General features: G+C 71.8%; 21 protein-coding genes. 13 read left to right on the top strand and 8 right to left on the bottom strand.

Annotated features, from left to right (window positions below):
* The first annotated feature begins 85 nt into the window (after nucleotides 1–85).
* Genes IU476_RS36855 through IU476_RS24190 form a run of 4 tightly spaced genes read left to right on the top strand, consistent with a single transcriptional unit; the run spans nucleotide 86 to nucleotide 7,720 of the window.
* The gene (locus IU476_RS36855; protein WP_195103714.1) at nucleotides 86–3,118 is read left to right on the top strand and encodes a DUF5691 domain-containing protein; all 3,033 of its coding nucleotides are present in this window, start codon (nucleotides 86–88) and stop codon (nucleotides 3,116–3,118) included.
* Entirely contained in the window at nucleotides 3,115–4,218 is a 1,104-nt protein-coding gene (locus tag IU476_RS24200) for an ATP-binding protein (protein WP_195103712.1), read from the top strand. The genes IU476_RS36855 and IU476_RS24200 overlap by 4 nt, the downstream gene beginning before the upstream one ends.
* A complete protein-coding gene (locus tag IU476_RS24195; protein WP_195103710.1) occupies nucleotides 4,215–6,566 on the top strand; it encodes a DUF5682 family protein in 2,352 nt (783 codons plus the stop codon). Before IU476_RS24200 ends, IU476_RS24195 begins: the two co-directional genes overlap by 4 nt.
* On the top strand, nucleotides 6,563–7,720 hold the full coding sequence (locus IU476_RS24190; protein WP_195103708.1) for a VWA domain-containing protein: 1,158 nt from the start codon (nucleotides 6,563–6,565) through the stop codon (nucleotides 7,718–7,720). Before IU476_RS24195 ends, IU476_RS24190 begins: the two co-directional genes overlap by 4 nt.
* A gap of 199 nt (nucleotides 7,721–7,919) precedes the next feature.
* Here the strand turns inward: IU476_RS24190 and IU476_RS24185 are convergent, their stop codons facing one another.
* Both IU476_RS24185 and IU476_RS24180 read right to left on the bottom strand, forming a co-directional pair.
* The gene (locus IU476_RS24185; RefSeq protein ID WP_195103706.1) at nucleotides 7,920–10,439 is read right to left on the bottom strand and encodes an ABC transporter permease; all 2,520 of its coding nucleotides are present in this window, start codon (nucleotides 10,437–10,439) and stop codon (nucleotides 7,920–7,922) included.
* Nucleotides 10,439–11,206: an ABC transporter ATP-binding protein gene (locus IU476_RS24180; RefSeq protein WP_195103704.1), complete on the bottom strand. Its 768-nt coding sequence runs from the start codon at nucleotides 11,204–11,206 to the stop codon at nucleotides 10,439–10,441. Before IU476_RS24180 ends, IU476_RS24185 begins: the two co-directional genes overlap by 1 nt.
* Nucleotides 11,207–11,310: 104 nt before the next feature.
* Here IU476_RS24180 and IU476_RS24175 point away from each other — a divergent pair, with 104 nt between their 5' ends.
* Nucleotides 11,311–12,054: a phosphatase PAP2 family protein gene (locus IU476_RS24175; protein ID WP_195103702.1), complete on the top strand. Its 744-nt coding sequence runs from the start codon at nucleotides 11,311–11,313 to the stop codon at nucleotides 12,052–12,054.
* Here IU476_RS24175 and IU476_RS24170 read toward each other — a convergent pair.
* Nucleotides 12,038–13,282: a serine/threonine-protein kinase gene (locus IU476_RS24170; protein ID WP_195103700.1), complete on the bottom strand. Its 1,245-nt coding sequence runs from the start codon at nucleotides 13,280–13,282 to the stop codon at nucleotides 12,038–12,040. The two genes, IU476_RS24175 and IU476_RS24170, sit on opposite strands and share 17 nt — an antisense overlap.
* Before the next feature lie 153 nt (nucleotides 13,283–13,435).
* Between IU476_RS24170 and IU476_RS24165 the strand changes: the two genes are divergently transcribed.
* The 5 genes from IU476_RS24165 to IU476_RS24145 all read left to right on the top strand — a co-directional run bounded on the left by IU476_RS24165 (nucleotide 13,436) and on the right by IU476_RS24145 (nucleotide 18,618).
* Nucleotides 13,436–14,206 (top strand): deoxyribonuclease IV, encoded by a 771-nt coding sequence (locus IU476_RS24165; protein ID WP_195103698.1) that lies wholly within the window; start codon nucleotides 13,436–13,438, stop codon nucleotides 14,204–14,206.
* Nucleotides 14,207–14,327: 121 nt separating this feature from the next.
* Nucleotides 14,328–15,260: a TauD/TfdA dioxygenase family protein gene (locus IU476_RS24160; protein ID WP_195103696.1), complete on the top strand. Its 933-nt coding sequence runs from the start codon at nucleotides 14,328–14,330 to the stop codon at nucleotides 15,258–15,260.
* A gap of 54 nt (nucleotides 15,261–15,314) precedes the next feature.
* Nucleotides 15,315–16,526: a CaiB/BaiF CoA transferase family protein gene (locus IU476_RS24155; RefSeq protein ID WP_195103694.1), complete on the top strand. Its 1,212-nt coding sequence runs from the start codon at nucleotides 15,315–15,317 to the stop codon at nucleotides 16,524–16,526.
* Nucleotides 16,526–17,437, top strand: a complete 912-nt coding sequence (locus IU476_RS24150; RefSeq protein WP_195103692.1) for a hydroxymethylglutaryl-CoA lyase-like TIM-barrel protein — start codon at nucleotides 16,526–16,528, stop codon at nucleotides 17,435–17,437. The genes IU476_RS24155 and IU476_RS24150 overlap by 1 nt, the downstream gene beginning before the upstream one ends.
* A gap of 506 nt (nucleotides 17,438–17,943) precedes the next feature.
* Nucleotides 17,944–18,618 carry a phosphoribosyltransferase family protein gene (locus IU476_RS24145; RefSeq protein WP_195103690.1) on the top strand — a complete coding sequence of 225 codons (675 nt, stop codon included), beginning with the start codon at nucleotides 17,944–17,946 and terminating at the stop codon, nucleotides 18,616–18,618.
* A gap of 23 nt (nucleotides 18,619–18,641) precedes the next feature.
* Here the strand turns inward: IU476_RS24145 and IU476_RS24140 are convergent, their stop codons facing one another.
* Nucleotides 18,642–19,394 carry a TetR/AcrR family transcriptional regulator gene (locus IU476_RS24140; RefSeq protein ID WP_228824207.1) on the bottom strand — a complete coding sequence of 251 codons (753 nt, stop codon included), beginning with the start codon at nucleotides 19,392–19,394 and terminating at the stop codon, nucleotides 18,642–18,644.
* Nucleotides 19,395–19,438: 44 nt separating this feature from the next.
* Between IU476_RS24140 and IU476_RS24135 the strand changes: the two genes are divergently transcribed.
* On the top strand, nucleotides 19,439–20,983 hold the full coding sequence (locus IU476_RS24135) for an FAD-dependent monooxygenase (RefSeq protein ID WP_228824206.1): 1,545 nt from the start codon (nucleotides 19,439–19,441) through the stop codon (nucleotides 20,981–20,983).
* Here the strand turns inward: IU476_RS24135 and IU476_RS24130 are convergent.
* Both IU476_RS24130 and IU476_RS24125 read right to left on the bottom strand, forming a co-directional pair.
* Nucleotides 20,968–21,783: a GNAT family N-acetyltransferase gene (locus IU476_RS24130; RefSeq protein ID WP_195103686.1), complete on the bottom strand. Its 816-nt coding sequence runs from the start codon at nucleotides 21,781–21,783 to the stop codon at nucleotides 20,968–20,970. The two genes, IU476_RS24135 and IU476_RS24130, sit on opposite strands and share 16 nt — an antisense overlap.
* Nucleotides 21,784–21,838: 55 nt before the next feature.
* On the bottom strand, nucleotides 21,839–22,090 hold the full coding sequence (locus tag IU476_RS24125) for a hypothetical protein (protein WP_195104029.1): 252 nt from the start codon (nucleotides 22,088–22,090) through the stop codon (nucleotides 21,839–21,841).
* Between the two features lie 283 nt (nucleotides 22,091–22,373).
* Between IU476_RS24125 and IU476_RS24120 the strand changes: the two genes are divergently transcribed.
* Complete coding sequence (locus IU476_RS24120; RefSeq protein ID WP_195103685.1) at nucleotides 22,374–22,892, top strand: hypothetical protein; 519 nt, start codon at nucleotides 22,374–22,376, stop codon at nucleotides 22,890–22,892.
* Here IU476_RS24120 and IU476_RS24115 read toward each other — a convergent pair.
* Complete coding sequence (locus IU476_RS24115) at nucleotides 22,889–24,016, bottom strand: acyl-CoA dehydrogenase family protein (RefSeq protein ID WP_195103684.1); 1,128 nt, start codon at nucleotides 24,014–24,016, stop codon at nucleotides 22,889–22,891. The two genes, IU476_RS24120 and IU476_RS24115, sit on opposite strands and share 4 nt — an antisense overlap.
* 9 nt (nucleotides 24,017–24,025) lie before the next feature.
* Nucleotides 24,026–25,201, bottom strand: a complete 1,176-nt coding sequence (locus IU476_RS24110) for an acyl-CoA dehydrogenase family protein (protein ID WP_195103683.1) — start codon at nucleotides 25,199–25,201, stop codon at nucleotides 24,026–24,028.
* Nucleotides 25,202–25,430: 229 nt separating this feature from the next.
* Between IU476_RS24110 and IU476_RS24105 the strand changes: the two genes are divergently transcribed.
* Nucleotides 25,431–26,189 carry a hypothetical protein gene (locus IU476_RS24105; protein WP_195103682.1) on the top strand — a complete coding sequence of 253 codons (759 nt, stop codon included), beginning with the start codon at nucleotides 25,431–25,433 and terminating at the stop codon, nucleotides 26,187–26,189.
* The last annotated feature ends 46 nt before the right edge of the window (nucleotides 26,190–26,235 follow it).

Here is a 26,235-nt window from a genome sequence, read left to right as displayed (position 1 = left end):
GCACAGGCGGGCCCGCGGTGACCGGGAATTTTTCTGTCGGTGGGATGGAGTACAAATCCGGGCAGACGAGCGAACGGGGGCGAGGGTGACGACGACGACCGGGGCGGGGACGCACGCCGCACGCTGGACGACGGAACAGGTCGCGGCGCTCGCGCCGGACGCCGCGGCGCTCACCGCGGCCCGGAAACTGTACGGCCGCTGGCTGGAGAGCGGCACGCACGGATCCGCGGTGTGGGGGCGGTGCAAGGGCAGCGGCGCCACGCCGTACCGCACCGTCGTCGACTTGACCGGGCCGGCGTACAAGTGTTCGTGCCCGAGCCGGAAGTTCCCCTGTAAACACGCACTGTCGCTGCTGTTGACCTGGTCGGAAGGGGCGGTCGCCGAAGCGGCGGAGCCGCCGGATTTCGCGGCGGAGTGGCTGGCGGGCCGGGCGGCCGCCGCGGCGAAGAAGACGCAGGCCGCCGCGTCCGGCGACCCGGCGAGGAAGTCGGCGCGGGCGGAGACCGCGCGGCAGCGCCGGACCCGGGTCGCGGCGGGGCTCGAGGACCTCGACGTCTGGCTGTGCGATCAGGTGCGCACGGGGCTGGCACAGGCCGAGCGCTCGTTCGAGGCCTTCGAGGCGGTCGCCGCGCGCATGGTCGACGCCCAGGCGCCGGGGGCGGCCTCGGCGCTGCGGCAACTTCCCCGCAATGTCGTGTTGCGCGCCGATTGGCCCGCCTTGCTGCTGCGCGAATACGGCCGGCTGCATCTGCTGGCGGCGGCGCACCGCCGCCTCGAGGAGCTGCCGCCCGCGCTGGCCGCGGGCGTCCGCGCCCACCTCGGCTACCCGATGCCCGCGGAATCCGTCCGCCGCACGCCCGCGGTCCGCGACCACTGGATGGTCCTGGGCCGCCGCATCACCGACGACGAGCGCCTCTACACCCGCCGAGTCTGGCTGCGCGGCCGCCACACCGGCCGCTGGGCCGTCCTCATCGACCACTCCTACGGCGCTCCGAATTTCCCCGCCGACATGCCCACCCCCGGCTTCATGCTCGACGCCGACCTCCACTACTACCCCGCCGCCGCCAACCTCCGAGCCCTCTGGGGCAACCGCCACGCCACCCCCATCCCCTTCACCACCATCCCACCCGTCGACACCCACATCACCGGAACCGCCCCCGCCCCAACGGAAGACAGCGATAGTTCGGGTAGCCCGGTCGTGGGCGGGCCGGGCAGGTCGGTTTCGGGCGAGGTGGTCGGTGGTCGGCTCGATGCTCGGGTGGGCGGTGGTTCGTCGGAGGCGGCGGAGCGTGGGACGGTCGCGGCGGCGCTGGGGGATCATGCGAGGGCGCTGGGGGCGGATCCGTGGTTGCGGGCGTGGCCGGTTCTGTTGGCCGGCGTGGTGCCGGTGGTGGCGGAGAACCGTTGGTACGTGGCCGAATCGGACGGGGCGGCGCTGCCGATGGCGCGGCTGGCGGAGCCGCCGTGGCGGCTGGCGGGGATTTCCGGCGGGCATCCGATCACGGTGATCGGTGAGTGGACCGCCGATGGGCTGGTGCCGATCTCGGCCTTCGCCGACGGTGACATCGTCGATGTCGGCGCGGAGGTGATCGGCGCGGCCGAGGACGCACCGAGCGGCGAGTTGACGTCGGTGGCGCTGCTGGGCACCGCCCGCCGCGGCGCGGAGGTGGCGCGGCTGCCCCGGCCGGTCGCCGCGGCGGCCGCCGGATTGACCGGCGACCCGGCCGCCGTGCTGCTCGAAACCGCCGCGCTGCAAGACGTTTTCGAGCGCGGCGGCACCGTCGCGAGCACCGCGGAACTGCCCGAGCCCGCCGCCGACGACACCCGGCCGACCTTGCCGAAGCACGCCGCGCACCGGCTCGCCCGGCTGGTAACCGAGCGCTCGCCGTTCCTCGCCGAATGGTTCGAGGCCGCCGCGCCGCACGACTACCGGGCACCGGATTCGCTCTGCGCGCTGCTGCTCGAGCAGGCCAGAACCCAAGCGGCACTGCGGGAACCGCTGCTGCGGCTGGCGGGCCTGCGCGGCAGCTGGCTCGCCCGGCACAACCCGCAGTGGCAGAAGCTGGTGAGCACCGGGCTCGAATCCGCCGACGCGTGGTCGCACGGCCGCCCCGCCGAGCGCCGCGCGTGGCTGGCCGACCTGCGCACGCGGGACCCCGGGGCAGCCCGCGCGGCACTCGCCGAGAGCTGGCGCGCGGAACCGGGACCGGTCCGTGCCGAACTCCTCGCCGTCCTGGCCGACCGGCTCGAACTCGCCGACGAACCGCTGCTGGAATCCGCGCTCGACGACGCGCGCGCCGAGGTGCGCCGCCTCGCCGCGGATCTGCTCGCCCGGCTGCCCGAGTCGGCGTTCGCCCAGCGCATGGCGCAGCGGTCGGCCCGCTGGCTCACGCTCACCGAGGCTCGGCTCGTCGCCCACCTGCCGCGCGCCCTCGACGACGCCGACCGCCGCGACGGCATCGCCGATCGGCCCGGCGCCACGGCCTACCGGATGGACGGCGCGCCCGATGTGGCCGCCGAATGGCTGCGCCGCACCGTGGCCGCCACCCCGCTGCGTCATTGGGAGGCGCTGTTCGCCACGCCGGAGCAGGCCGTGCGGGTCCGCATGGCCGACGAGATGCTCGGCCCGATGTTCGCGGGCTGGGCCGACGCGGCTCTCGCGCAAGGCGACAAGCGCTGGGCGGCAACGCTGTTCGAGGTACTGACCGCCACTCCGACACTGGGCGCCGACCTCGATCTGCGCCGCGAGCTGTTCGCGCTGCTGCCGCTCGACGAGCGGGTGCGCTATCTGCGGCAGCTCGACAGCAGCTGGCTGGCCGAGGTCGAACTGCTGGTGCGCGCGGTGCCGCGGCCGTGGCCCATGCCGCTAGCCGAACACCTGACCCACCTGCTGCTCGACCGGGCACAGCTGGCGGCGGCGCGGCCGGGCGCGCCCGGCCTCTCCCCCGCCTCCTATCGCACCCTGTTCCGCACCGCCGCCGTGTATTTCCCGGTCGCGGCGCACCGCACCGTCGCGGTCGCCGCGCGGCGCTGCGGCGATCCGCAGTGGCAGCACACTTTCGATCAACTCGCCCAAGACCTGACCGAACGCACCACGATGCTCGAGGAGCTGCAGTGACCACCACTCCCACCGCGCCCGGCGACCTGCTGCGCCCGCACGCCGAACAGGCCTTCGCCGAGGAGCTGCGCGCCCTCGCCGCGATCGACGACCGCCCGCGCCCGCCGTCGTGGCGGCTGTCGCCGTGGGCGGTGGTGACCTATCTGCTCGGCGGCACCCTCGCCGACGGCACCGTGATCAGTCCCAAGTACGTCGGCCCGCGCCGGCTCATGGAAGTGGCGGTGGCGACCCTCGCGACCGACCGCGCCCTGCTGCTGCTCGGCGTGCCGGGCACCGCGAAAACCTGGGTGTCCGAACATCTCTCGGCCGCCATCTGCGGCGCGTCCACCCTGCTGGTGCAGGGCACGTCCGGCACGGCGGAGGAAGCCGTGCGCTACGGGTGGAACTACGCGCGGCTGCTGGCGGAAGGGCCGAGCGAGGGCGCGCTGGTGCCCTCACCCGTCATGACGGCCATGCGGACCGGCGCCCTCGCCCGCATCGAGGAACTCACCCGCATCCCCTCGGATATGCAGGACGCGCTGATCACGGTCCTGTCGGAGAAGACGCTGCCGGTGCCGGAGCTGGGCACCGAGGTGCAGGCGGCCAAGGGCTTCAACGTGATCGCCACCGCCAACGACCGCGACCGCGGCGTCAACGAGCTGTCCTCCGCGCTGCGCCGCCGGTTCAACACGGTGGTGCTGCCGCTGCCGGCCGACGAGGACGAGGAGGTCGCGATCGTCGTGCGCCGCGTCGAACAACTCGGCGCCGCACTGGAACTGCCCGCGGTGCCGGCGGCGGCCGAGGAGGTGCGCCGGGTGGTGCGGGTGTTCCGCGAGCTCCGGTCGGGTCGCACCGCCGACGGCCGCACCAAGCTCAAGTCCCCCTCGGGCACGCTGTCGACCGCCGAGGCCATCTCGGTGATCACCAACGGCCTGGCGTTGTCGGCGCACTTCGGCGACGGCGTGCTGCGGGCCGCCGACGTGGCGGGCGCGGTGCTGGGCGCGGTCGTCAAGGATCCGGTCGCCGACACGGTGGTGTGGACGGAGTACCTGGAGGCCGTGGTCCGCGACCGTCCCGACTGGGCGGACTTCTACCGCGCCTGCCGCGAGGTGCACGGATGACCACCGCCGCGCCCGCCGCGCACGATGCGGCCGCGGACTCCGACTTGGCACCCGAGACCCGTGTCTTCGGGATCCGGCATCACGGGCCGGGTTCCGCGCGGTCGCTGCGGCTGGCACTCGAACACTTCCGGCCCGACGCGATCCTGATCGAGGGCCCGGCCGACGCCGACCCGCTGGTCGCCTACGTCGCGGGCGCGGGCATGGCCCCGCCGGTCGCGCTGCTGGCCTACGTGCCGGATACGCCGTCGCGGGCCGCCTTCTGGCCCTTCGCGGTGTTCTCCCCCGAATGGCAGGCGTTGCGCTACGCGGTGGAACACGAAGTGTCCGTGGGCTTCTGCGATCTCCCCGCCACCCACGTCCTCGCCCACGACGGCGAATCCGGCGACCGCTCCGATCCGCTCGCCGCGCTCGCCGCCGCGGCGGGCTACGACGACCCCGAACGCTGGTGGGACGCCGTCATCGAATCCACCGCCGACGCAACTACTTTCGACGCCGTCACCGAGGCCATGGCCGCCCTGCGCGAATCCGTCGGCCACACCGAGCCACTCGCAGACACCGGTGACACCCGTGAGCGCACCGGCGACACGGCTGCGGCTGTAGGCGATCGGGACCGCGCCGCAGAGATGCCGGACGGACGCGACCCCGACACACTCGCACCCGTCGATTCGCACACGCTGCGGCGTGAGGCCTATATGCGGCAGACGATGCGGAAGGTGTTGAAGGCCGGAGCGAAACGGCTGGCAGTGGTGTGCGGTGCTTGGCATGCGCCCGCGCTGAAGGGGAAGCTGGGACCGGCGGCTCCGGATGCGCGGCTGCTGAAGGGGATGCCGAAGACGAAGGCGACGCTCACGTGGGTGCCGTGGACGCATTCGCGGCTGGCGGGGTCCTCCGGATACGGCGCGGGCATCACCTCGCCGGGCTGGTACCACCACCTGTTCACCGAGACGCGGCAGCCGATCGCGCGGTGGCTGACCAAGGTGGCGGGCACGCTGCGGGCCCACGACCTGCCGGTGTCGAGCGCGCACATCATCGAATCCGTGCGGCTGGCCGAGACCTTGGCCGCGCTGCGCGGGCGGCCCCTGCCGGGATTGTCGGAGGTCAACGACGCCACCCGGTCGGTGCTGTGCGATGGGGACGAGACCCTGCTGCGCATGGTCGTCAGCGAACTGGTCGTCGGCGAGGAGCTCGGCTCGGTGCCCGAGGACACTCCGGCCGTCCCGCTCGACGCCGACCTGCGCGCCCGGTCCCGCACGCTGCGACTGAAACAGCAGGCCGGTGACCGGCAGCTCGACCTCGACCTGCGCCGCGACATCGACGTCGAGCGCTCACACCTGCTGCACCGCCTCCGGCTGCTCGACATCGGCTGGGGCACACCGACAACCGGCGAAGTGCGCAACACCGGCACCTTCCGCGAAAGCTGGACGCTGCGCTGGGAACCGGAGCTGTCGGTGGCGGTCATCGAGGCCTCGCGCTGGGGCACCACCATCCGCACCGCGGCCGAGGCGAAACTGCTCGACACCGCCGCCGCCGGCGAGGTCACCGTCGCCGACCTGAGCGGCGCGCTCGAATACGCGCTGCTGGCCGACCTCGGCGGGGCCGTCGACGGCCTGGTGTCGCGTCTGGAATCCGTTGCGGCCCTGGACCACGACGTCACCCACCTGCTCGCCGCCCTGCCCGGCCTGATCCGCACGCTGCGCTACGGCAATGTGCGCGGCACCGACGTCCGGGCGCTCACCCGGGTCGCCGACGGCCTGCTCGTGCGCATCTGCGCCGGCCTGTCCGGGGCGGTGACCGGACTCGACGCCGACGCGGCCGACCGGGTGCGCGCCCTGATCGAGGCCGCGCAGCTCGCCATCGCCACCCGCGACGACGACCGCACGACCACCGCCTGGCTGACCGCGCTGCGCGCCCTCGCCGACCGCGACGACGTGCACGGCTCGTTGATCGGCCGCATCGTCCGATTACTCTGCGACGCAAACATTTTCGACGATCGCGAGTCCGCGACGCGCCTGTCCGCGGCACTGTCGGTCGGGCATTCCCCGGCCGAGAAGGCGGCCTGGATCGACGGCTTCCTCGGCGGCCGCGGCCTGCTGCTGGTCCACGACCGAGAACTGCTGCGCCTGGTGGACACTTGGTTGCGCGGCCTCGACGAAGACCAGTTCGTCACCACGCTGCCGCTGCTGCGCCGCACCTTCGGCTCCTTCGAAACCGGTGAGCGCCAAGCCATCTCCCGAGCCGTCCGCGAGCGCGCGCCGACCACCTCGGACCCGGGCGCCACCGTCGCCGACGAATACCGCGGCCTGCTCGCACTGCATGCCGTCACCGAGATCCTGGAGGTCGCGCGATGAGCGACGAAACACACTCGCGCCGTTGGCGTCTGGTCCTCGGCGCACCGGCGGAAGCGAGCCTGGGCGGCCTGGCGTCCGCCGACGACGCGGCGATGGACCGGGCGCTGTCGGCGCTCTACAACGCCGACGAGCAGTCCCCCGCCGAGAAGCGGTCGGCCGGACTGGGCGATTCCGCGCCGAAGGTGGCCCGCTGGCTGGGCGACATCCGCAGCTACTTCCCGTCCACGGTCGTGGAAGTGATGCAGCGCGACGCGGTCCAGCGCCTGAACCTCACCCGGCTGCTGCTCGAACCCGAGCTACTGGAGGCCGTCGAGCCGGACGTACACCTGGTCGGCACCCTGCTGAGCCTGAACCGGGTGATGCCGGAGGCGACCAAGTCCACCGCGCGCACCGTGGTGGAGAAGGTGGTGGGCGAGATCGAGCGCCGCATCGCCGCCCGGACCGTGGCGGCCGTCTCGGGCGCGCTGAACCGGGCCGCGCGGGTCTCGCGGCCGCGGCTGCGCGACATCGACTGGGACCGCACCATCCGCCGCAACCTCGCGCACTACCTGCCCGAGCACCGGACCGTGGTGCCGCAGCGGCTGGTGGGCTACGGCCGCCGGGCCCAGGCCGTGCGGCGCGACGTGGTGCTGGCGATCGACCAGTCCGGCTCGATGGCCGCCAGCGTGGTCTACGCCGCGGTGTTCGGGGCGGTGCTCGCGTCGATGCGTTCGCTGCGCACCTCGCTCGTGGTGTTCGACACGGCCGTCGTCGATCTCACCGAGTACCTGGACGACCCGGTCGACGTGCTGTTCGGCACGCAGCTCGGCGGCGGCACCGACATCAATCGCGCGATCGCCTACTGCGGACAGCTGATCACCCGCCCGGCCGACACCCTGTTCGTGCTGATCTCCGACCTCTACGAGGGCGGCATCCGCGACGAGATGCTGCGCCGCGTCGCCGCGATGACGCAGTCGGGGGTGCAGGTGCTGGTCCTGCTGGCCCTGTCCGACGACGGGGCGCCGGCCTACGACCACGACAACGCCGCCGCGCTCGCGGGACTCGGCGTCCCCGCCTTCGCCTGCACGCCCGACAACTTCCCGGACCTGCTGGCCGTGGCCCTCGACCGCGGCGACGTGGCCGCCTGGGCACACGCCCACGCCGGAAAGAACTAACTCCCGAACAGCTTGAGGCCCATCATGATGACGGCCAGCGTCAGACCGATCACAGGAAGAACATCCATACCGCACCCCTTCGTCCGAAACCTAGCGAGCCTGGACATCGAGACAGCCGGTACAGCGTAGCCGCGCACAGCGGGCGACCCGCTGAGCACACGCGGCCGTGTCCCCGGCGCAACGGGGACACGGCCGGCGCTCACAGGTCGGCGATGGCCGCCAGCGGCGGGGTACGCGCGGCCCGGATACCCGGCCACAGCGCCGCGAGCACGCCGACGATCGCCGAACCGACCAGCATCAGCACGATCTGATCCCAAGGCACCGCGATCGTGCTCAACCCGAGATCCCGCAGCGTGCGCAGGAAGCCGACGCCCAGGCCGAGACCGAGGACGACACCGACCACCGCACCGAACACGGCGATCAGCACGGACTCCAGATAGATGGTGCGCCGCACCTGCGGCCGCTGCATCCCGACGGCGCGCAGCATCCCGATCTCGCGCCGCCGCTCCACCACCGACAGCGCGAGCGTATTGACGATGCCGAGCACCGCGATCACCACCGCCAGCGCCAGCAGGCCGTACAGGATCGCCAGCATGGTGTTGATCTGCTGGCCCTGCGCGCCCTTGAACTCCTCCCGGTCCTGCACCTGGACCACCACGTAGGGCGCGGTCGCCTTCTCCAGGTCGGTGCGCATCGCGCTCAGGTCCGCGCCGGGCGCCGCCTGCACCAGCACCAGCACGTCGGTGCGCAGCGCCACCGGCATCACCTGGTTGTACATCGCCTGCGACACCACCAGCGGGCCGAGCAGCTGCGTGTCCTTGTAGACGCCCGACACCGTGACCGGGAACTTCTTGTTGTCCAGGCTGGTCAGCTCGACCCGGTCGCCGGCGTGCCAATTCCGTTCGCCGGCTTCGGTTTCCGAGACCAGGATGTCGTTGTCGCCGAGCGACCCGGTGCCGGAACGGATCTCGTAGTTGAGCACGTGGTCCAGCCGGCCGTTGGGTGAGGTGCCGAACAGCTGGTCGTCGCCGGATTTCATCACCACCCCGCGCACGGCCACCACATCCTGCACGCCCGCAACGTCTTTCGCGGCCTGCCCGGCACCGAGCGGAACACCGATCATCTGCGGCCCGGCCAGCACGTAATCGGCCTTGACGCCCTTGTCGACCAGTTCCCCGACGCTGGCCTTGGCCGAGGAGCCCAGCATGCCGATGAGCGACACCAGCATCAGCCCGAGAGTGAGCGCGAAGGCGGTGGCGGCGGTGCGGCGCGGATTGCGGATGGCGTTGTTGCGGGCCATCCGGCCGATCGGGCCGAACGGGCGGATCAGCACCCCGAGCCCGCCGACGACCGGGCGCGACAGCGACGGCGAGGCGAACAGCACCGCGAAAATCAGTGCGGCCGCGCCGATTCCGACGGTCAGGGCCGCATTGCCGCCGGTGTGCCGCGCACCCAGCACCACCAGCACGACGCCGGCCACCGCCAGCACCGCGCCGATGAGCGTGCGCACCCGCAGCGATTCGCCGACCGACGCGAACTCCTCGCGCATCGCCTCCACCGGTGGGATCCGGGCGGCTCGCCGCGCCGGCGCGTAGGCCGAGGCCACCGTCACCACCAGCCCGACGCCGAGCGCCGCCAGCACCGTGCGCGGCAGCACCTGCATGGTGCCGGTCGGCAGGCCGAGATCGAAGGCGTTGAGCAGCGCCGTCAATCCGAACGCCAGCCCCACCCCGCCGGCCAGACCGATGGCGCTGCCGACCAAGCCGATCACGGCCGCCTCGGACACCACCGACCAGCCGACCTGCCGGCGACTGGCCCCGACCGCGCGCAGCAGCGCCAGTTCGCGCAGCCGCTGGGCCACGATCATCGAGAAGGTGTTGTAGATGATGAAGGTGCCCACCAGCAGGGCGATCGCGCCGAAGGCGAGCAGGAAGTAGTTGACGAACTTCAACGCGTTGCCGACCTGCGCCTTCAGGTCCTCGCGCACCTGGTCGCCGTCCATCACCTTGTATTGCGGCAGCCCCTGGGCGATCCGGTCGCGCAGCGCCTGGTCCGAAACACCGGGTGTCGCGGCCACATCCACGTAGGCCACGTGCTGCCCGTCGGTGAACAGCTGCCGCGCCTGCGCGTCCTCGAACAGCACGCCGATGAAACCGCCGGTGTCGGAGGGCACGTCGTAGATGCCGCTGAGGGTGACGTCGATATTGCCGCGCGACGGGATCAAGATCTTGGCCCGGTCGCCGACGTGCAGCCCGGCCCGCTCCGCGCCGCCGGCGTTGATGGCGATCTCCCCCGCCCGGCTCGGCGCGACGCCGTCGACGAACTTCTCGGGTTCGGCGATCGCCCGGTCCGGCGGCAGATACGACTTGCCCCAGGTGGGCGCGCCGCCGGTCTGTACCGCGTGCCCGTCCTTCAACAGCACCACGGGACCCTGCACGGCCGGCGCCACCGCGCGCACCCCGTCGGTGGCCGCGACCTTGTCCACGACCTCGTTCGGCAGCCCGAGCGACTGCCGCTCCTTCGGCTCCACCCGGACGTCGACGCCCTTGGCCTGGCCGGCGAAGATGCCGTCGAAGGTGCGCTGCAGGGAGTCGGTGAACACGAAAGAGCCTGCGATGAAAGCGGTTCCGAGGATCACCGAGAGCAGCGTCAGCGCCAGGCGCACCTTGTGCGCGGCCAGGTTGCGCAGCACCACCTTGCGCATCGGATTGCCCGCCATCACTGCTCCAGCGACTTCATCCGGTCCAGCACGGTGTCCGCGGTGGGCTCGCGCATCTCGTCGACGATGCGACCGTCTGCGAGGAACACCACGCGGTCGGCGTAGGCGGCGGCGTGCGGTTCGTGCGTGACGATCACCACGGTGCGGCCGAACTCGTCGACCGAGGCCCGCAGGATCGACAGCACCTCGCCGGAGGAGCGGGAATCGAGGTTGCCGGTGGGCTCGTCGCCGAAGATGATGTCGGGCTTGCCGGCCAGCGCCCGCGCGCACGCCACCCGCTGCTGCTGGCCGCCGGACAGCTCGCTGGGCCGGTGCCCGAGCCGGTCGCCGAGGCCGAGCCGCTTGATCACCGTCTGCAGCCATTCCTCGTCGGGGCGGCGGCCCGCGATATCCAGTGGGAGCGTGATGTTCTCCAGCGCCGTCAGCGTCGGCACCAGGTTGAACGCCTGGAAGACGAAGCCGATGCGGTCGCGCCGCAGCCGCGTCATCTCCTTGTCCGACAACTCGGTGAGATCGGTGTCGCCGATCCGCACGGTGCCGGAGGTGGCGCTGTCCAGCCCCGCCAGACAGTGCATGAGCGTGGACTTCCCGGAACCGGACGGGCCCATGATCGCGGTGAACTCGCGGTGCGCGAACTCGGCCGACACCCCGTCGAGGGCCTTCACCTGGGTGTCGCCCGATCCGTAGAGCTTCACCAGGTCGGTCGCGCGGGCCGCGGCCGCCGTGGGTCCGGCGGCCGGTTCGGTGCTCAGGGCATCGGCAGTCATGCCTCCCAGTGTTCCGGGACCGGGACGCGCGCGCCATCGGGGTCTTCCCCCAATACCTGGGGTGGTGTGGCGCGGGGCCGTCCGCGCGCGCCTACTCTCGAATCATGGTGTGGGTGGCGCTGGTGCTGGTGGTCGCGGCGGTCGGCTGGGTCCTGGTCGGTCGTAAAACCGCCATGCCGCCCGCCTTTTCGCTCGCGGTCGCGGTGCCCGGCCTACTCCTGCTCGTACTCGTCGGCGGCGTCCTCGGCTGGGACGGCGTGACCCGGATCGACGCGCCCACGATGAATTGGACTGTGGCGCAGCGCACCGACGGGCTGACACCGGCCGTGCGCACGGTCACCGACCTCGGCGGCACCCCCGCGATGACGATCGTCGCGGTGGTCGCGTGCGCCTGGCTCGCATGGCGGCGGCGATGGGCGGAGGTCGTGGTGACCACGGCGGTGTCGCTCGGCGCGGGACTGACCGTGTTCGTGGTGAAGGCTCTGGTGGGTCGCCGCCGGCCGCCGGTCGATCATCTGGTGACCGAGACCAGCCACTCGTTTCCCTCCGGCCACACCCTCGGCTCGACGGCGGTGCTGGGTGTGGTCGCGGCCGTGACGATGCTGTCGCTGCGGCGGCGGGCGGCCCGTGTCGCGGTGGGGACGACCGTCGCGCTGTTCGTGCTCGCGGTCGGAGTGTCGCGGGTGTACCTCGGCGTGCACTGGCCCACCGACGTGCTGGCGGGCTGGTCGTTCGGCGCGCTCTGGATCGTCGCGGGCACAGTCGCGCTCCGGCGGCTCGGGGCGGCGCGACACCGTGCCGCGGCGGCCACCGCCGAGGCGGAGTTCGGTACTACAGCGCGGCGATGAGGATCACGATCACCAGCAGCACCGCCGCCGACCCGAACAGGATGCCGATGATCAGGCCGTTGTTCGATTTGCCCGGCGGCTGTTGCGGCGGATAGCCGTAGTTCTGCTGCGGATACTGCGGCGCCTGCCGGTACACCGGCTGCGGTGGCGGCGTCGCCGCGCGCAGCGAGGCGCCCGTCGGCTGCGGGGCGGGACCGACCGTCGGCGCTCCCGGACCCGTCGGCGGCCGCGGCGCGTGCGGCATGCCCGGACCGCTCGGCGGACGCTGCTGCATCGGCACGCCCGCGCCGGTCGGGTGCGCGACGGGCGCGCTCGGCCCGGTGCCCGGCCGGCCCGCCGTCGGCATCGCCGGTCCGGTGTACGGCCGCCCGGCCACCGGCATCCCGGGCGCGCTGGGCGCGGCGAAGGTGCGCCGGGCCGCGGCCGCGAAGTCGGCGCAGGTGGGGAAGCGGTCCTCGGGGCGTTTCGACATCGCCTTGAGCAGAATGCCGTCCAGCGCCGGCGGCAGGCCCGGCCGCACGCTGCTCAGCGCGGGCGGCGGACCCTGCAGGTGGCCGCGGATGACGGCCGCCGGATTGGGCGCGGTGAACGGGCCGCGCCCGGTGAGCAGCCAGAACAGGCTGCACGCCAGCGAATACTGATCCGACCGCCCGTCCAGCGAGGCGCCGGTGAGCTGCTCGGGCGAGGCGTAGGCCAGCGTCGCGGTGAACGTGCCGGTCTGGGTCAGGTGGCCGCCGTCGTCCCGCAGCCGGGCGATGCCGAAGTCGGTGAGGTACACCCGCTCGCCCTTGCCGCCGGTCGACCGGGCCAGCAGCATGTTGCCCGGCTTCACGTCGCGGTGCAGCACGCCGTTGTCGTGCGCGTAGTCCAGCGCCTCGGCCACCTCCTGGACCACCTGCACCGCGCGCTCCGGCGGCAGCTTCGCCGGATCCACGCTGGCGGCGTCGATCCCGTCGATGAACTGCATGGAGATCCACAGCTGACCGTCCTCGAGACCGCGGTCGTAGACGGTGACGATCTTGGGATGGTCGAGCTGGGCGACGAGGTCGGCCTCGCGCTCGAACCGCGCCCGGATCTCGGCGTCGGACACCATCTCCCGGTTCAGCAGCTTCAACGCCGTCAGGCGCGGCAGACGCGGATGTTTGGCGAGATAGACCGATCCCATGCCACCGCGACCCAGCTGCCGCTCGATGACATACCCGGCGAAGACGTCACCGTTGGCCAGCATGTCCGCTCCCACTTCCCGTGTCGCGCACCGGGACCCCGCCAGCGCACGGCAGTACCGCAGATGAACCCCCGTCGCCGCCCTCGGCAGACCACGGAAAACACCGAAACCATAGCAGTCCGGATCGTGTCGGTGGCTACCGATACGCTCTGACCCATGCGCATTGGAGCACACGTCCGGCAAGACAGTGATCCGATCGGCTTCGGCGAGAAACTCGGCGCCGAGGTCATCCAGATGTTCGTGGTGGATCCGCAGAGCTGGGACAAACCGCAGCCGCACCCGCGCGCGGCGGAGATCAAGGCCAGCCCGATCGAGGTGGTGGTGCACTCCACCTACCAGATCAACGTGGCCAGCACGAACAACCGGCTGCGCATGCCCTCGCGCAACGCGGTGGCCCAGCAGGCGCAGGCCGCGGCCGAGCTGGGCGCGTTCGGGCTGGTCGTGCACGGCGGGCACGTACGCTCCGACGCCGAGATCGAGGCCGGAATCGTCAACTGGCGCAAGCTGTTCGAGCGCCAGCAGGACAAGGGCGGCTTCGCGGTCCCGATCCTGATCGAGAACACGGCCGGCGGAAACCACGCCATGGCAAGGCATTTCGACTCCATCGCCCGGCTGTGGGACCAGGTCGGCGAGTTCGGCGCGGGCTTCTGCCTGGACACCTGCCACGCCTGGGCCGGCGGCGAGGAGCTGATCGGCGTGGTGGACCGCATCCGCGCCATCACCGGCCGCATCGACCTGGTGCACCTGAACTCCTCGCGCGACGAGTTCAACTCCGGCGCCGACCGGCACGCCAACTTCGCCGACGGCACCATCGACCCGCAGCTGCTGGCCGAGGTGTGCCGCACCGCCGACGCCCCGGTTGTGCTGGAGACCCCGGCCGAGGGCATCGCGGACGATCTGGCCTACCTGCGCGAACATCTCGGATAGCGGGGCGTAGCAGATTTCCCGCCGCTGCCCGGGGTTTCGATCCGGCTGACCGCAAACCTGTTTCGCGCCGGGGCGCGGTGGTGTCCTCGAAGCGTTGTTCGCTTTCGAGAAAGGCCCTGGTATGTCAGTCGCTCAGGCAGCAGGCACCGTGACCGTCGTCAAGCTCGGTACCCACATCGGCGCGCGGATCGAGGGGGTCCGCCTCGGCGGCGACCTGGACGCCGACACCGTGGCCGCCATCCGCGCCGCGCTCAACGAGCACAAGGTGATCTTCTTCCGCGACCAGCACCACCTCACCGAGGACGGCCAGTACGAATTCGCGGAACTGCTCGGCAGCCCCACCACCCCGCACCCCACCGTCACCTCGGCGGGCGTGAAGAGCCTGGCCATCGACTCGCACCGCGGCCGCGCCAACAGCTGGCACACCGACGTCACCTTCGTCGACCGGGTGCCGAAGGCCTCGATCCTGCGCGCGGTGTCGCTGCCCAGCTACGGCGGCTCGACCACCTGGGCCTCCACCGTCGCCGCCTACAACTCGCTGCCCGAACCGCTCAAGCGCCTGGCCGAGAGCCTGCGCGCCCGACACACCAACCAGTACGACTACGCGGCCGCCCAGGAGGATTCGCCCAACGACAAGGCGAAGGCCTACCGCGCGGAGTTCCAGTCCACCTTCTACGAGACCGAGCACCCGGTGGTGCGCGTGCACCCCGAGACGGGTGAACGCGCCCTGCTGCTGGGTCATTTCGTGAAGCAGATCGTCGGTCTGCCCAGCAACGAGTCGCACGCGCTGTTCCGGCTGTTCCAGGACCGGGTCACCCGCCTGGAGCACACCACCCGCTGGAACTGGTCGCTCGGCGACGTCGCCATCTGGGACAACCGCGCCACCCAGCACTACGCCATCGACGACTACGACGGCTCGGAACACCGCAAGCTCACCCGCATCACCCTCGCCGGTGACATCCCGGTCGGCGTCGACGGCCGCCCCAGCGAGGTGATCTCGGGCAACGCCGAGCACTACTCGGTCATCGACGAGGCGCGCCCCACCGCGGCCTAGCCGCTTCCGGCCCGACCCCGGCCGGCCGCCGAACTCGCCGTGGATACTGTCCGCATGGACATTCGGCCGCTGGACGGGGTGCGGGTACTGGAGCTCGGCAACTACATAGCGGCGCCGACCGCCGGCCGCATCCTCGGCGACTTCGGTGCCGAGGTGATCAAGGTCGAACGCCCGAAAACCGGTGACGAACTGCGCAATTGGCGGCTCTACGGCGGCGACACCTCGATGCTGTACCGCACCGTCAACCGCAACAAGAAGTCGATCACCCTCGACCTGCGCACCGAGGCCGGGCGCGGAATCGTCCTGGACCTGATCCGGCAGTGCGACGTGCTGCTGGAGAACTTCCGGCCGGGCATGCTGGAGAAGTGGGGGCTGGGGCCGGAGGAGCTCAGCGCCGCCAATCCGGATCTGGTGATCACCCGCATCTCCGCCTACGGCCAGACCGGACCGCTGGCCGATCGCCCCGGCTTCGCGGCGGTGGCCGAGGCGGTCGGTGGGCTGCGGGAGCTGGTGGGTGATCCGGACCGGCCGCCGGTGCGGGTCGGCGTCTCGATCGGCGACTCGATCGCCGGCATCTACGCCGCCTTCGGCACGGTGATGGCCCTGTTCCAGCGCGACCGGGCGAGCGAGCACCTGCCGCTGCCGCAGCGCGTCATCGACGTGGCGCTCAACGAATCCATTCTGTCGGTGATGGAGTCGCTGGTGCCCGACTACTTCGCCTACGGCATCAACCGCGAGCGGGTCGGCGGCCGGATGGAGGGCATCGCGCCCAGCAACGCCTACCCGTGCGCCGACGGCACCAGCATCATCATCGGCGGCAACGGCGACGCCATCTTCCAGCGCTACATGCGGGTGATCGAGCGGCCCGACCTGGCCGACGATCCGGAGCTGGCCGACAACGCCGGCCGCTGGCGGCACCGCGACCGCCTCGACGCCGCCATCGCGGAATGGACCCGCCGCCACACCCGCGACGAGGCGCTGCGCATCCTCGACGAGGCGGCCATCCCGTCCGGGCCGATCTACACCGCCGCCGACATCGCCGAGGACCCGCAATACCGGGCGCGCAACATGATTCAGACCTTCCCGGTGGACGTCGGCGAGCCCGAGCCCAAGCCGGTCGGCTTCCCGGGGATCGTCCCCGTGATCGGCGGGCAGTCGCTGCCCATCCGCACGGTCGGCCCGGACCTCGGTGCGCACACCCGCGAGGTGCTGTCCACCCTCCTCGACATGTCGGACGCGGAAATCGAAGCGCTGGAGGACAACTGATGCTGCGCGACGTGACCCTGCGCGACGGCCTGCAGCTGACCGGCAAGGTGCTGCCGACCGAGCGCAAGGTGGAGATCGCCCGCACGCTGCTCGGCCTCGGCGTGCCCGAACTGGAGATCGGCTCGATGGCGCGGCCGGATCTGGTGCCGCCGATGGCCAACACCATGGAGCTGGTCGCCGCGCTGAAACCCGAAGAGCTGCAACACTGTTGGGTGTGGGTGGCGACGCCCCGGCAGGTGGAGCGCGCGGCCGCGGCCGGCGTGCGCAACTTCCAGTACTGCCTGTCGGTGTCCGACGCGCACAACCAGGCCAATATCGGCCGGACCGCCGAGGACAGCGTGGCCGCCATGCCCGCCGCGATCCGGCTGGCACGGGAGGCGGGCGGCAGCATTCAGCTCTGCCTGGCGACGGCGTTCAGCTGCCCGTTCGACGGACCGGTCGACCCCCGGCGGGTGCTGGCGATCGCTGCCGATCCACGCACCGACGGCGCGGCGGACATCGTGCTCGCCGACACGCTCGGGCAGGCGCACCCCGCTCAGGTCGCCGCGCTCGTCGAAGCGGTGCGCACGCGAACTCCGCAGCGCCGCATCGTGTTCCACGGCCACGACACCTGGGGCATGGGGGTCGCCAATGCGCTGGCCGCCCGCGCCGCCGGTGCCGCGGTGGTGGACGGTTCGCTGGGCGGACTCGGCGGCTGCCCGTTCGCGCCGGGCGCCAGCGGCAACACCTCCAGCGAGGATCTGCTGTTCGCCACGCGGCCGGACTGGTTCACGCCCGCGACCCTGGCGGCCATGGTCGAGACCACCGAATCCCTGCTCGCCGAACTCGGTGAGCCGAACCGGTCGCGCGCGGCCGAGGGCGCCCGCTCGGAGGCCACCGCGTTCGAGTGGGTGGTTTCCGGCTCGGCCTGACCCACAACGGTTTTCGGCGCCCAGTTACCGACCGGCGGCGCGGGCCCGCGCGGCCCGACGAGGGCTCATATCGGAAGGCTCCCCCGCACAACACATTTCAATTGCGAGACCATAAACTCCAGTAATGTCATTCATGCGCGTTTCACACCCGGCGACATCGGCACCGACGTAGAATTGGCTCCGTTGTCTTCCCGAGTCCAGAAGCGCGGCTCTCGCCCCGGCGGTAGGAGACTCTGGAGGAGATATGGATGCTGGCCACCCCTGCCTCGGCCCAGGATCCGTTACGGCGCAGTACTTTTCACCACGCCGCGGCCACGTCCGCAGGCAGTGTGACCGTCCGGTTCGACAGCCCCGAACCGCGGCCGTCGCCACTATCTCCCCGGAGCGGATTGCAATTGCAAACGGTTTGTACATTTTTCGGGCTACCGCCCGTACGAGTCGTTCCGCCCGCCACCCAACACACCCGGCGCAGGTGATTTCGTTTTCACGATCCCTCAGGAGGCTTCATGCTGTTCCTCGATCGTCGCGACGCCGGCCGACGATTGGCCGGCCATTTGATGGCATTCCGCGGCCCCGACGTCGTGGTGGTCGGCTTGGCCGGTGGTGGGGCCGCCGTGGCCTCCGCGGTCGCGGCCGAGTTGCGGGTGGCGCTCGACATCATGGTGGTGCACCAGCTGCGCACGCCGGAACAGCCCGAGCCGGCGTTCGGGGCGATCGCCGAGCGCGGGGTCCGCGTGGTCGACGGTGACCGGGCACGCGCCCTGCGCACGGCGGCGGCCGAACTCACCCGGATCGAGCGGCGGGAACGAGACGCGTTGCGGCGCAGGGTGGAACACCTGCGCGACGCCACTCAGCGCCCCGAACTGGCCGGGCGCACGATCGTGGTCGTCGACGAGGCGCTGCCGGTCGCCGCGCCCGCCCGCGCCGCGTGCCGGGCCGCCTACGCGCACGGCGCGATCCGCGTCGTGGTGGCCGCACCGGTCGGCACCAAGGCCGCCGTCACGGGTCTGGGCGGCGACGCCGACAAGGTCGTCTGCCCTCACCTGCAAGACCGCATCACCGACGTGAGCGAGTTCTACGAGGACTGCCCACCCCTCGACGACGACGACGTCCGCGCCCTGCTGCGCCGAGCATCCGGCCCCGCGTTATCGACCCCCCGCCACCTCGAACGCACCGGCTGACCACAATCCTCCGGCGGCCCGCCTCACTCCGAGCGCGGCAGGTCCATACGGTCGGTCAGGCCGTCGAGCAGGCAGGCGAGGGTCCAGGGGATGGGGTCGGCCGGACCCGCGCCGGTGCGGCCGCGGAGCCAGCGCTCGAAGGCGGGGTAGCGGCCGTCGGCGAGCAGCGGTTCGAGGAAAGGCCTTGCGGCGGCGGCCAATTGCTCGTCGGTGTGCAGGCCGCTGCGGTGGCGCATGCGCTGCTCCTCCGCCGATTGCAGGGCTGCGCCGATCAAGTGGCCGTCGACCGCGGCGGTGAGCAGCGTCAGGTCGTCGGCCGTCCGGCCCAGCGGCTCGAGCAGCGCGAACCGATAGTCGAAGTAGCGCAGCGCGTTCGGGCCGAGGGGCGGGCGGGTGTGCCAGAGTTCGCCGAACCACAGGTGTCGGCGGATCACGGTCCAGGTGTGCAGGGCGAGCTGTTCGAGGCCGGTGCGCCAGTGCGCCGCCGCCCACCGATCGGCGCCCGCCGGCGGCCCGGGCAGCGGTATCTCGCCGTAGACCGCGTCGATCATCAGGTCGACCAGGCCGTCCTTGCTGCCGACGTAGCGGTACAGCGACATCGGCGTGGACGCGCCCACCGCCGTCGCCACGCGGCGCATGGTGAGCGCCCGCGCCCCTTCCGCGTCGGCGAGAGCCATTCCGGCACGCAGGATGTCGGCCCGGCTCAGGCTCGTCGTGGGCCGCCCCGGCGGTTCCGGCAGCGACCAGACGAGCGGGCCGGGAGCCTCCTCGGTCATCGCACCTCCTTGCCCGCATTCAACCATTCGTGTACAACGTACACATGATGTACGGCGTACACGCACCGCGCGTTCTGATCGTCGGCGGCGGCCTGGTCGGGTTGTCGGCGGCGCTGTTCCTGCAACGCCACGGCGTGGCCGCGGTCCTGGTGGAGCGGCGCGCGACCACCTCGCCGCAGCCGAAGGCGCGGCGGATCAACATCCGCACGATGGAGTTGTTCCGGCAGACCGGCCTCGCCGACGCCGTACTCGCGGCCGCCGCCGATCTGGCCGCCTACCAGGCGATGGCGGCCGGGCCGACCCTGGCGCGGGCACAGACGCTGCCGTTCACGCTGCCCGGCGGTATCCCGCAGTGGGACAGCATCACTCCGGCCGCGGCCTGCCTGTGCGCGCAGGACGCGCTGGAGCCGACCCTGCGCCGCGTGGGCCTCGAACGCGGCTGCGCGCTGCGATTCGGCGTCGAGTGCACCGACTTCGCCGAGGACGCGGACGGCGTCGAGGCGACGCTGCGGGCCGCCGACGGCACGGTCGAGCGGCTGCGAGTGGACTACCTGATCGCCGCGGACGGCGCGGCGAGCCCGATCCGGGAGCGGCTCGGCATTCCGCGCTCGGGCCGCGGCAGCCTGGGTCGCGCGGTCAATGTCTACTTCCGCGCGGACCTGCGAGAGCTGGTGCGCGGCCGGGAGTTCAACCTCTGTCAGGTCGACAATGCCGCTGTCCCCGGGGCTTTCGCGTCCGTCGACGGGTCGTTCCGCTGGATCTTCACGACGGCCGCGGGCGTGGACCGTCCGCTCGAGGAGTGGCCGGCGGCACTGCGGACCGCGATCGGCGTGCCCGATCTCGACGTCGAGTTGCTCAGCGTCCTGCCCTGGGAGCCCGGCATGTTCGTGGCCGACCGGTTCCGATCGGGCCGGGTGTTCCTCGCCGGCGACGCGGCGCACGTGATGCCGCCCTATGCCGCGGCGGGCGCCAACACGGGCATCCAGGACGCGCACAACCTCGCCTGGAAGCTGGCCCTGGTACTACGCGGCGCGGCCGCGCCCGCACTGCTGGACAGCTATCACGCCGAACGGCATCCGATCGGCTGGTACGTCGCCGACCAGTCCAGCGTGCGCACCGCGAATCTGCGGTCGATGAACACCGAGTCCACCGACGGCACTCCGCTGGCCGACCCGATCGCGCTGATCCTCGGCACCCGGTATCCCGAGGGCGCGTTCGTGCCCGACGCGAGCACCCACACGATGGACCGCCTCGACCTGACCGGCCAGCCGGGCACCCGTGTGCCGCACCATTTCCTGCCCGACGGCCGCTCCACCCTGGATCTCGTGGACACCGACTTCGTCCTGCTGACCGGGCCCGACGGACAGCCGTGGCACGACGGACCGGTGCCGGCGCACGCGCTGGACCGGACCTGGTGCGCGGCAGCCGGTCTCACCAGCTCCGGAGCCCTGCTGGTACGCCCGGACCAGATCGTCGCCTGGCGCTCCCCCACCCTGCCGCCCGACCCGGCCGCGGCCCTCAGCTCGGCACTCGACCACATCCTCGGCACGTCCGCGCCGAAAGCCCCCGCGGCTCAGACGAACTCGTAGTGCACGAAGTTGCGGACCGGCTCGAACCCGATCGCGCGGTAGATCTTGTTCGAGGTCGGGTTGGCGATGTCGGTGAACAGGCAGACCTCGGAGCCGTTGTCGCGCAGCAATTTCGACACGTGCGCGGTGAGGGCGCTGGCGTAGCCGCGGCCACGCCGCTCCGGCGGGGTGTAGACCGGCCCGATGCGCGTCCAGCCGTAGGCCCGGCTCTGGTGCGCGGCCATGGCGACCGGGCGCCCTTCGTCCTCCCACAGCCACCACCGCCCGAGGGCAACGCGCGCGCGAATGGCGTCGGCGCTCATGCCGATTCCCTCCTCGCGGCGCATCTGCTCCGACCACCGGACACACAGCGCGATATCGGATTCGCCCGCCCGCCGGGCGAATCCGGCCGTCGACGGCACGGCCAGGCCGCCCAGCCGATACAGCCGGCTGGCCACATCCAGCCGGAACTTGCCGCCGCACAACGCACTCCACTGCTCGGCGAACACGAGGGCGATACCGGGCGGACCCTCCACGCCGGGGGCCTCGGGCACCCGTTCCGCGAAGGCGGCCACCAGGTCCGGCACCGCCGGATCCGGCACGTCGCCGAGGTAGACGGCATGCCCCGAGGTGCACATCCCGGTGCCGACCACCGCGCCGTCGATGTGCACCGCCGCGAAAACCGCGGGGCCCGCCGACAATCCGGTGACGAAGCTGTCCACCACGGTGGCGATCACCGTGTTCCGCAAGGGATCCCGCCCCAGGAACTCCGCCGCGCGACGCTGGAAGGCGACCGCGTCGTCGGTCAGTTCGATCCTCATACCCGTCTACGGTAAGCGGCTCAACCGCTGTCGCCCACCGGTTTCCGGTGTCGGCTCACACGGATTCGGCCCCGTCGGCACGCAGCTTCAGCAGCACCAGCCCGGCGGTGCACGCCAGGATCAGACCCGCGACGGCAATCTCCACGCGCAACCCGGCGATACCTAGCACCGTGCCGGTGAGCCCGCCGAGGAAAATCAGCCAGGCCACCACGCGGGCGACGATCGCTCCGACGGCGCGGCCGGATTCGGTTGCGTCCGAACCGTTCTGCCGCACCGCGCGCATCGGGGATGTCGAGTACGCTCCCATCACCAACTCCTCGATGACGCCCGCCGATCTGCGGATTCAGCAAGTGTCATCAGCAAACTTCAGGCGTCTCACGTGTAACTTTGCTCACACGGTAGTGCCCCGTTGCCGAAACGTCACACGACACGAGGGTTCAACACGCATATGTAACCGATTCGATATGTGAGTCACGGTAGTTTGAGATGCATTTCCGGTATCTTGCCGACCAACCGGCTCGTCTGGCCTGCCGGCCGCGCCTTCGTTTAAGGTAAGGCCCACCCGAGAACGTACGAGGAGCGGCGCACCCATGGAGAACAGGGCGGGTTCGGGGGAACGCGGGGCGGACGACGAGACGCCACGCCGCCTGGATGCCCGGGTCGCGGCGCCGGCGCTCGCGGCCGGCGCCGTCTCGCTGGGGCTGGTGCTGGTCGGCTCGTGCGGCCTGGGGCAGCACGACGTCTACGTCACGCCGCCGCCCCTACAGGCGGACCTGCAATCCGCCCCCACCGGACGCACCACCACCTCGGGCACCGCCGGGCCGGGGATCGTCATTCCGCCCTCGCCCACCTGGCGGGTCGCGATCAATCCACCGGCGCCGCGCCGCACCCTGTCCGGCGTCCCCGCCACCTCGACGGGGCCGGAACCCGTTCCGCCGCCGGGCGAACCGCCGCACACCACCGAGGCCGTCGACGACACCCTCCCGGCCACCACGACCACGCGCTCCCGGCCGACGACCACCCGCCCGACGACGACCCGGCCGGCGCCCAGCACCCGGCACGAGTCGTCGGCGGACGAGGAGCCGTCGTCGGAGGAGACGACCGGCTAGAGCTCGACCAGCCCGTAGTCGCCGACCTGCCCGGCGAGCACCCGCAGGTGTTCCAGGCCGCCGCCGAAGGTGCGCTCGACGGCCGTCAGCCGGGCGGTGTAGTGGCTCACCGGGTACTCGGTGGTGATGCCGATGCCGCCGTGCATCTGGACGGCCTCCTGCCCGATGTGCCGGGCCGCCCCGTTCACCTGGAGCCGGGCCCGGGAGGCGAGCACCGGGTCGATGTCGCCGTCGGCCAGCGCCGCGGTCAGATACAGGCTCATGCTCCGGGCCAGCTCCAGCGACACGTACATGTCGGCCGCGCGCTGGGTCAGGGTCTGGAACTTCGACAGCGGCACGCCGAACTGCTTGCGGGTCTTCAGATATTCCGTGGTCAGCCGCAGCGCCTCGGACATCGCGCCGACCGCTTCCGCGCACAGGCCGCCCTGCGCCGCCGCGATCGCCGCGGCGATGTGCGCGTCGGCGTCGCCGCCCTCGCCGAGCAGTTCGGCCGGGGCCGAGGTGAATTCGATCTGCGCGCCGCGGCGTTCGTCGAAGGTGCGGTAGGGCTTGCGCCGCACGCCTTCGGCGTCCGCCGCGACCAGGAACAGGCCCGTGCCGCCGTCGGGCAGCGCCGCGCTCACCACCAGCCGGTCGGCGCAATCGCCGTGCGGCACCGGGTTTTTCACGCCGGTGAGCCGATGACCGTCGCCGTCCGCCGCGGCGCGCACCGCCACCTCGGTGGCGGGCCAGCGGCTGCCGGGTTCGTCGTGGGCGAAGGCGAGCAGGACGTTGCCCGCCGCCACCTCCGGCAGCTCCCGCCGGCGCTGCTCGGCGGTGCCGGCCCGGACGATCAGGTCACCCGGCAGCAGCACGGCGTCGAGCAGCGGCTCGGGCGCCAGGCGCCGCCCGACCTCTTCCAGTACCAGGCCGGTCTCCACGGGACCGGCGCCCACGCCGCCGTCCTCCTCGGCGAAACTCAGTCCCAGCACGCCCAATTCGGCCAGCTGCGACCACACCTCGCGGCTCCAGCCCAGATCGGTCTCGAGGACCTTCAGCCGGGTCTCCGGGTCGTAGGCGCGGGCCAGCAGGTCACGGACGGTGTCGCGCAGCAGCAGCTGTTCATCGGTGAGTTCGAAGTCCATTGCGGCGCCTCACAATCCGAGGATGGTGGAGGCGATGATGGTGCGCTGCACCTCGCTCGATCCTCCGTAGATGGTGGTCTTGCGGTAGTTCAGGTAGCTGGGGCCGGTGCGCTGCGCCCAGTCCGGCGACCCGATGTCCTCGGCGCCGACCGGCAGCGCGTCCGGACCCGCCACGTCGAGCAGCAGTTCGGTCGCGGCCTGCTGCAGCTCCGTACCGCGCAGTTTCAGCACCGAGGAGGCCGGATTCGGTTTGCCGTCACCGGAATTGGTGGCCACCACGCGCAGCAGGGTCAGCTCCAGGGCCAGCAGCTCGTTCTCCAGCTCGGCCACCCGCGCGGCGAACACCGGATCGGTCAGCAGCGTGCCGCCCGCGACCCGGGTCCGCTCGGCGTACTTCTTCGCGACCGCGAGCCGGACCTTGGTGCGGCCGACACCGGTAATGCCGGTGCGCTCGTTGCCGAGCAGGAACTTCGCGTACGTCCAGCCCATGTTCTCCGCGCCGACGAGCTGGTCGGCGGGGACCCGCACGTTCTCGAAGAAGACCTCGTTGACCTCGTGGTGGCCGTCGATCAGCTTGATCGGGCGGATCGTCACGCCGGGCGTCTTGACGTCGAACAGCAGCAGCGAGATGCCGGCCTGCTTCTTCGGCGCGTTCGGGTCGGTGCGCACCAGGCAGAAGATCCAGTCCGCGTACTGGGCGAGGGTGGTCCAGATCTTCTGGCCGTTGACGATGTAGGAGTCGCCGTCGCGCACCGCGGTGGTGCGCAGCGAGGCCAGGTCGGAACCGGCGTCGGGCTCGGAGAAGCCCTGGCACCACCAGATGTCGAGCGCGGCGGTCGGCGGCAGGAAACGCTCCTTCAGTTCCCGCGAACCGAATTGGGCGATCACCGGGCCGATCATGTTGGCGTTGAACGTCAGTGGCTCGGGCACGCACGCCAGCTGGAGTTCGTCCTCCCAGATGTGGCGCTGGATCGGGGTCCAATCCTTGCCGCCCCACTCCACCGGCCAGTTCGGCACGGCCAGTCCGTGCTGGTGCAGGATCTTGTGCGAGGTGACGATGTCGTCCCGGGTCAGCTCGCGCCCGTATTCGACCTTCTCGCGGATCTCCGCGGGGATCTCGCTGCGATAGAGCCGGCGCAGGTCGTCCCGGAAGGCCACCTCGTCGGGTGACAGGGCAAGTTTCATGGGCGTCTCCCACTGTGTTCGGATGTCCGGCATCAAACCTACCCTTCGGTAATCTGAGTCTGTCGGCTGGATCACACCGCGGATCCCCCCGAATCCGCGCCCGAGCGGCAGGTGCGCCCACCCCACCGGCCCGGAACTGGTACGTTGCTGCCGAGGGCCGCGCTCGTCTCGCGCTGCCGGGACATTCCCCGGGCCGGCCCGAGCGAGTTCACGACAAGGAGCACCACAAGTGAACGGCAAGACCTTCGCGCGCCTGGCCGCGGTGGCGGCCGCCTGCGGGATGAGCGTCGCGGCCACGCTGGGCAGCGCCGCCGCCGACCCCGCCGAGTCGTCCCTCGACGCCGCCGTCGAGCAGCTCACCGCGGCCGCCGGCGCCGATCCCGCCGCGCAGGCCGGTGTCGGGTCGCTGTCGAACGCCGCGCATCTGATCGCCGCCGCCAAGCTCGATCACATCGCGGGTGGCTTCACGCCGTTCTGGTACCAGGCTCCGACGTTCGGCTGCGGCACCAACTTCCCGATCTCGCTGACCGCCGTCGCCGGCGCGGCCGGGGTCCCCGGGCCGGACCGCGGCATCGCGGGCGAGTACGCCACCGTGCGCTTCCAGGCCACCCCGAACATGTGGGGCTACCCCACCTACTCCGGCCTGACCGTGGCCTGGCTCAACACCGGCAACGGGCGCAGCGGCGTGGCGACGCTCGACGAGCGCACCGAGACGGGCACCCCCAGCCTGACCAAGACGGTCGACAGCGGCCCCGGCACCATCGTCGCCAGCATGTGGGGCACGATCGGCTACCCCGGCGCCACCTGCGTCATGGCCCCCACCGTCGGCGTCGTCACGGTCTACCCCAACCCCCTGACCGACCCCTACGCCCCCAAGCCGGAGCCCACCCGCCCCGGCCAGTCCACCCCCTCGGCCCCGGGGCCGGCCTCCACCGAGGTGCAGCTGACCGCCCCCGACACGGAAGCGGTTCCGTCGGGCGACAACTGACCGCGGCGTGCCATGGATTCCGGCCAAGAGCATGCCGGAATGACGG

Source organism: Nocardia blacklockiae, from assembly GCF_015477355.1.
In the GTDB taxonomy this organism is placed as follows: domain Bacteria; phylum Actinomycetota; class Actinomycetes; order Mycobacteriales; family Mycobacteriaceae; genus Nocardia; species Nocardia blacklockiae.
The sequence above is the reverse complement of the archived record's forward strand: the minus strand, read 5'-3'. Positions and strand labels throughout refer to the sequence as shown.

What these genes read in the sequence shown, in the direction of transcription:
- IU476_RS24175 (WP_195103702.1), top strand. Translation starts at nt 11,311, where the DNA reads ATGGTGTGGGTGGCGCTGGTGCTGGTGGTCGCGGCGGTCGGCTGGGTC.
- IU476_RS24150 (WP_195103692.1), top strand. Translation starts at nt 16,526, where the DNA reads ATGCTGCGCGACGTGACCCTGCGCGACGGCCTGCAGCTGACCGGCAAG.
- IU476_RS24190 (WP_195103708.1), top strand. Translation starts at nt 6,563, where the DNA reads ATGAGCGACGAAACACACTCGCGCCGTTGGCGTCTGGTCCTCGGCGCA.
- IU476_RS24160 (WP_195103696.1), top strand. Translation starts at nt 14,328, where the DNA reads ATGTCAGTCGCTCAGGCAGCAGGCACCGTGACCGTCGTCAAGCTCGGT.
- IU476_RS24145 (WP_195103690.1), top strand. Translation starts at nt 17,944, where the DNA reads ATGCTGTTCCTCGATCGTCGCGACGCCGGCCGACGATTGGCCGGCCAT.
- IU476_RS24185 (WP_195103706.1), bottom strand. Translation starts at nt 10,439, where the DNA reads ATGGCGGGCAATCCGATGCGCAAGGTGGTGCTGCGCAACCTGGCCGCG.
- IU476_RS24115 (WP_195103684.1), bottom strand. Translation starts at nt 24,016, where the DNA reads ATGGACTTCGAACTCACCGATGAACAGCTGCTGCTGCGCGACACCGTC.
- IU476_RS24195 (WP_195103710.1), top strand. Translation starts at nt 4,215, where the DNA reads ATGACCACCGCCGCGCCCGCCGCGCACGATGCGGCCGCGGACTCCGAC.
- IU476_RS24140 (WP_228824207.1), bottom strand. Translation starts at nt 19,394, where the DNA reads ATGACCGAGGAGGCTCCCGGCCCGCTCGTCTGGTCGCTGCCGGAACCG.
- IU476_RS24165 (WP_195103698.1), top strand. Translation starts at nt 13,436, where the DNA reads ATGCGCATTGGAGCACACGTCCGGCAAGACAGTGATCCGATCGGCTTC.
- IU476_RS24110 (WP_195103683.1), bottom strand. Translation starts at nt 25,201, where the DNA reads ATGAAACTTGCCCTGTCACCCGACGAGGTGGCCTTCCGGGACGACCTG.
- IU476_RS24125 (WP_195104029.1), bottom strand. Translation starts at nt 22,090, where the DNA reads ATGGGAGCGTACTCGACATCCCCGATGCGCGCGGTGCGGCAGAACGGT.
- IU476_RS24135 (WP_228824206.1), top strand. Translation starts at nt 19,439, where the DNA reads ATGATGTACGGCGTACACGCACCGCGCGTTCTGATCGTCGGCGGCGGC.
- IU476_RS24130 (WP_195103686.1), bottom strand. Translation starts at nt 21,783, where the DNA reads ATGAGGATCGAACTGACCGACGACGCGGTCGCCTTCCAGCGTCGCGCG.
- IU476_RS24180 (WP_195103704.1), bottom strand. Translation starts at nt 11,206, where the DNA reads ATGACTGCCGATGCCCTGAGCACCGAACCGGCCGCCGGACCCACGGCG.
- IU476_RS24120 (WP_195103685.1), top strand. Translation starts at nt 22,374, where the DNA reads ATGGAGAACAGGGCGGGTTCGGGGGAACGCGGGGCGGACGACGAGACG.
- IU476_RS24155 (WP_195103694.1), top strand. Translation starts at nt 15,315, where the DNA reads ATGGACATTCGGCCGCTGGACGGGGTGCGGGTACTGGAGCTCGGCAAC.
- IU476_RS24170 (WP_195103700.1), bottom strand. Translation starts at nt 13,282, where the DNA reads ATGCTGGCCAACGGTGACGTCTTCGCCGGGTATGTCATCGAGCGGCAG.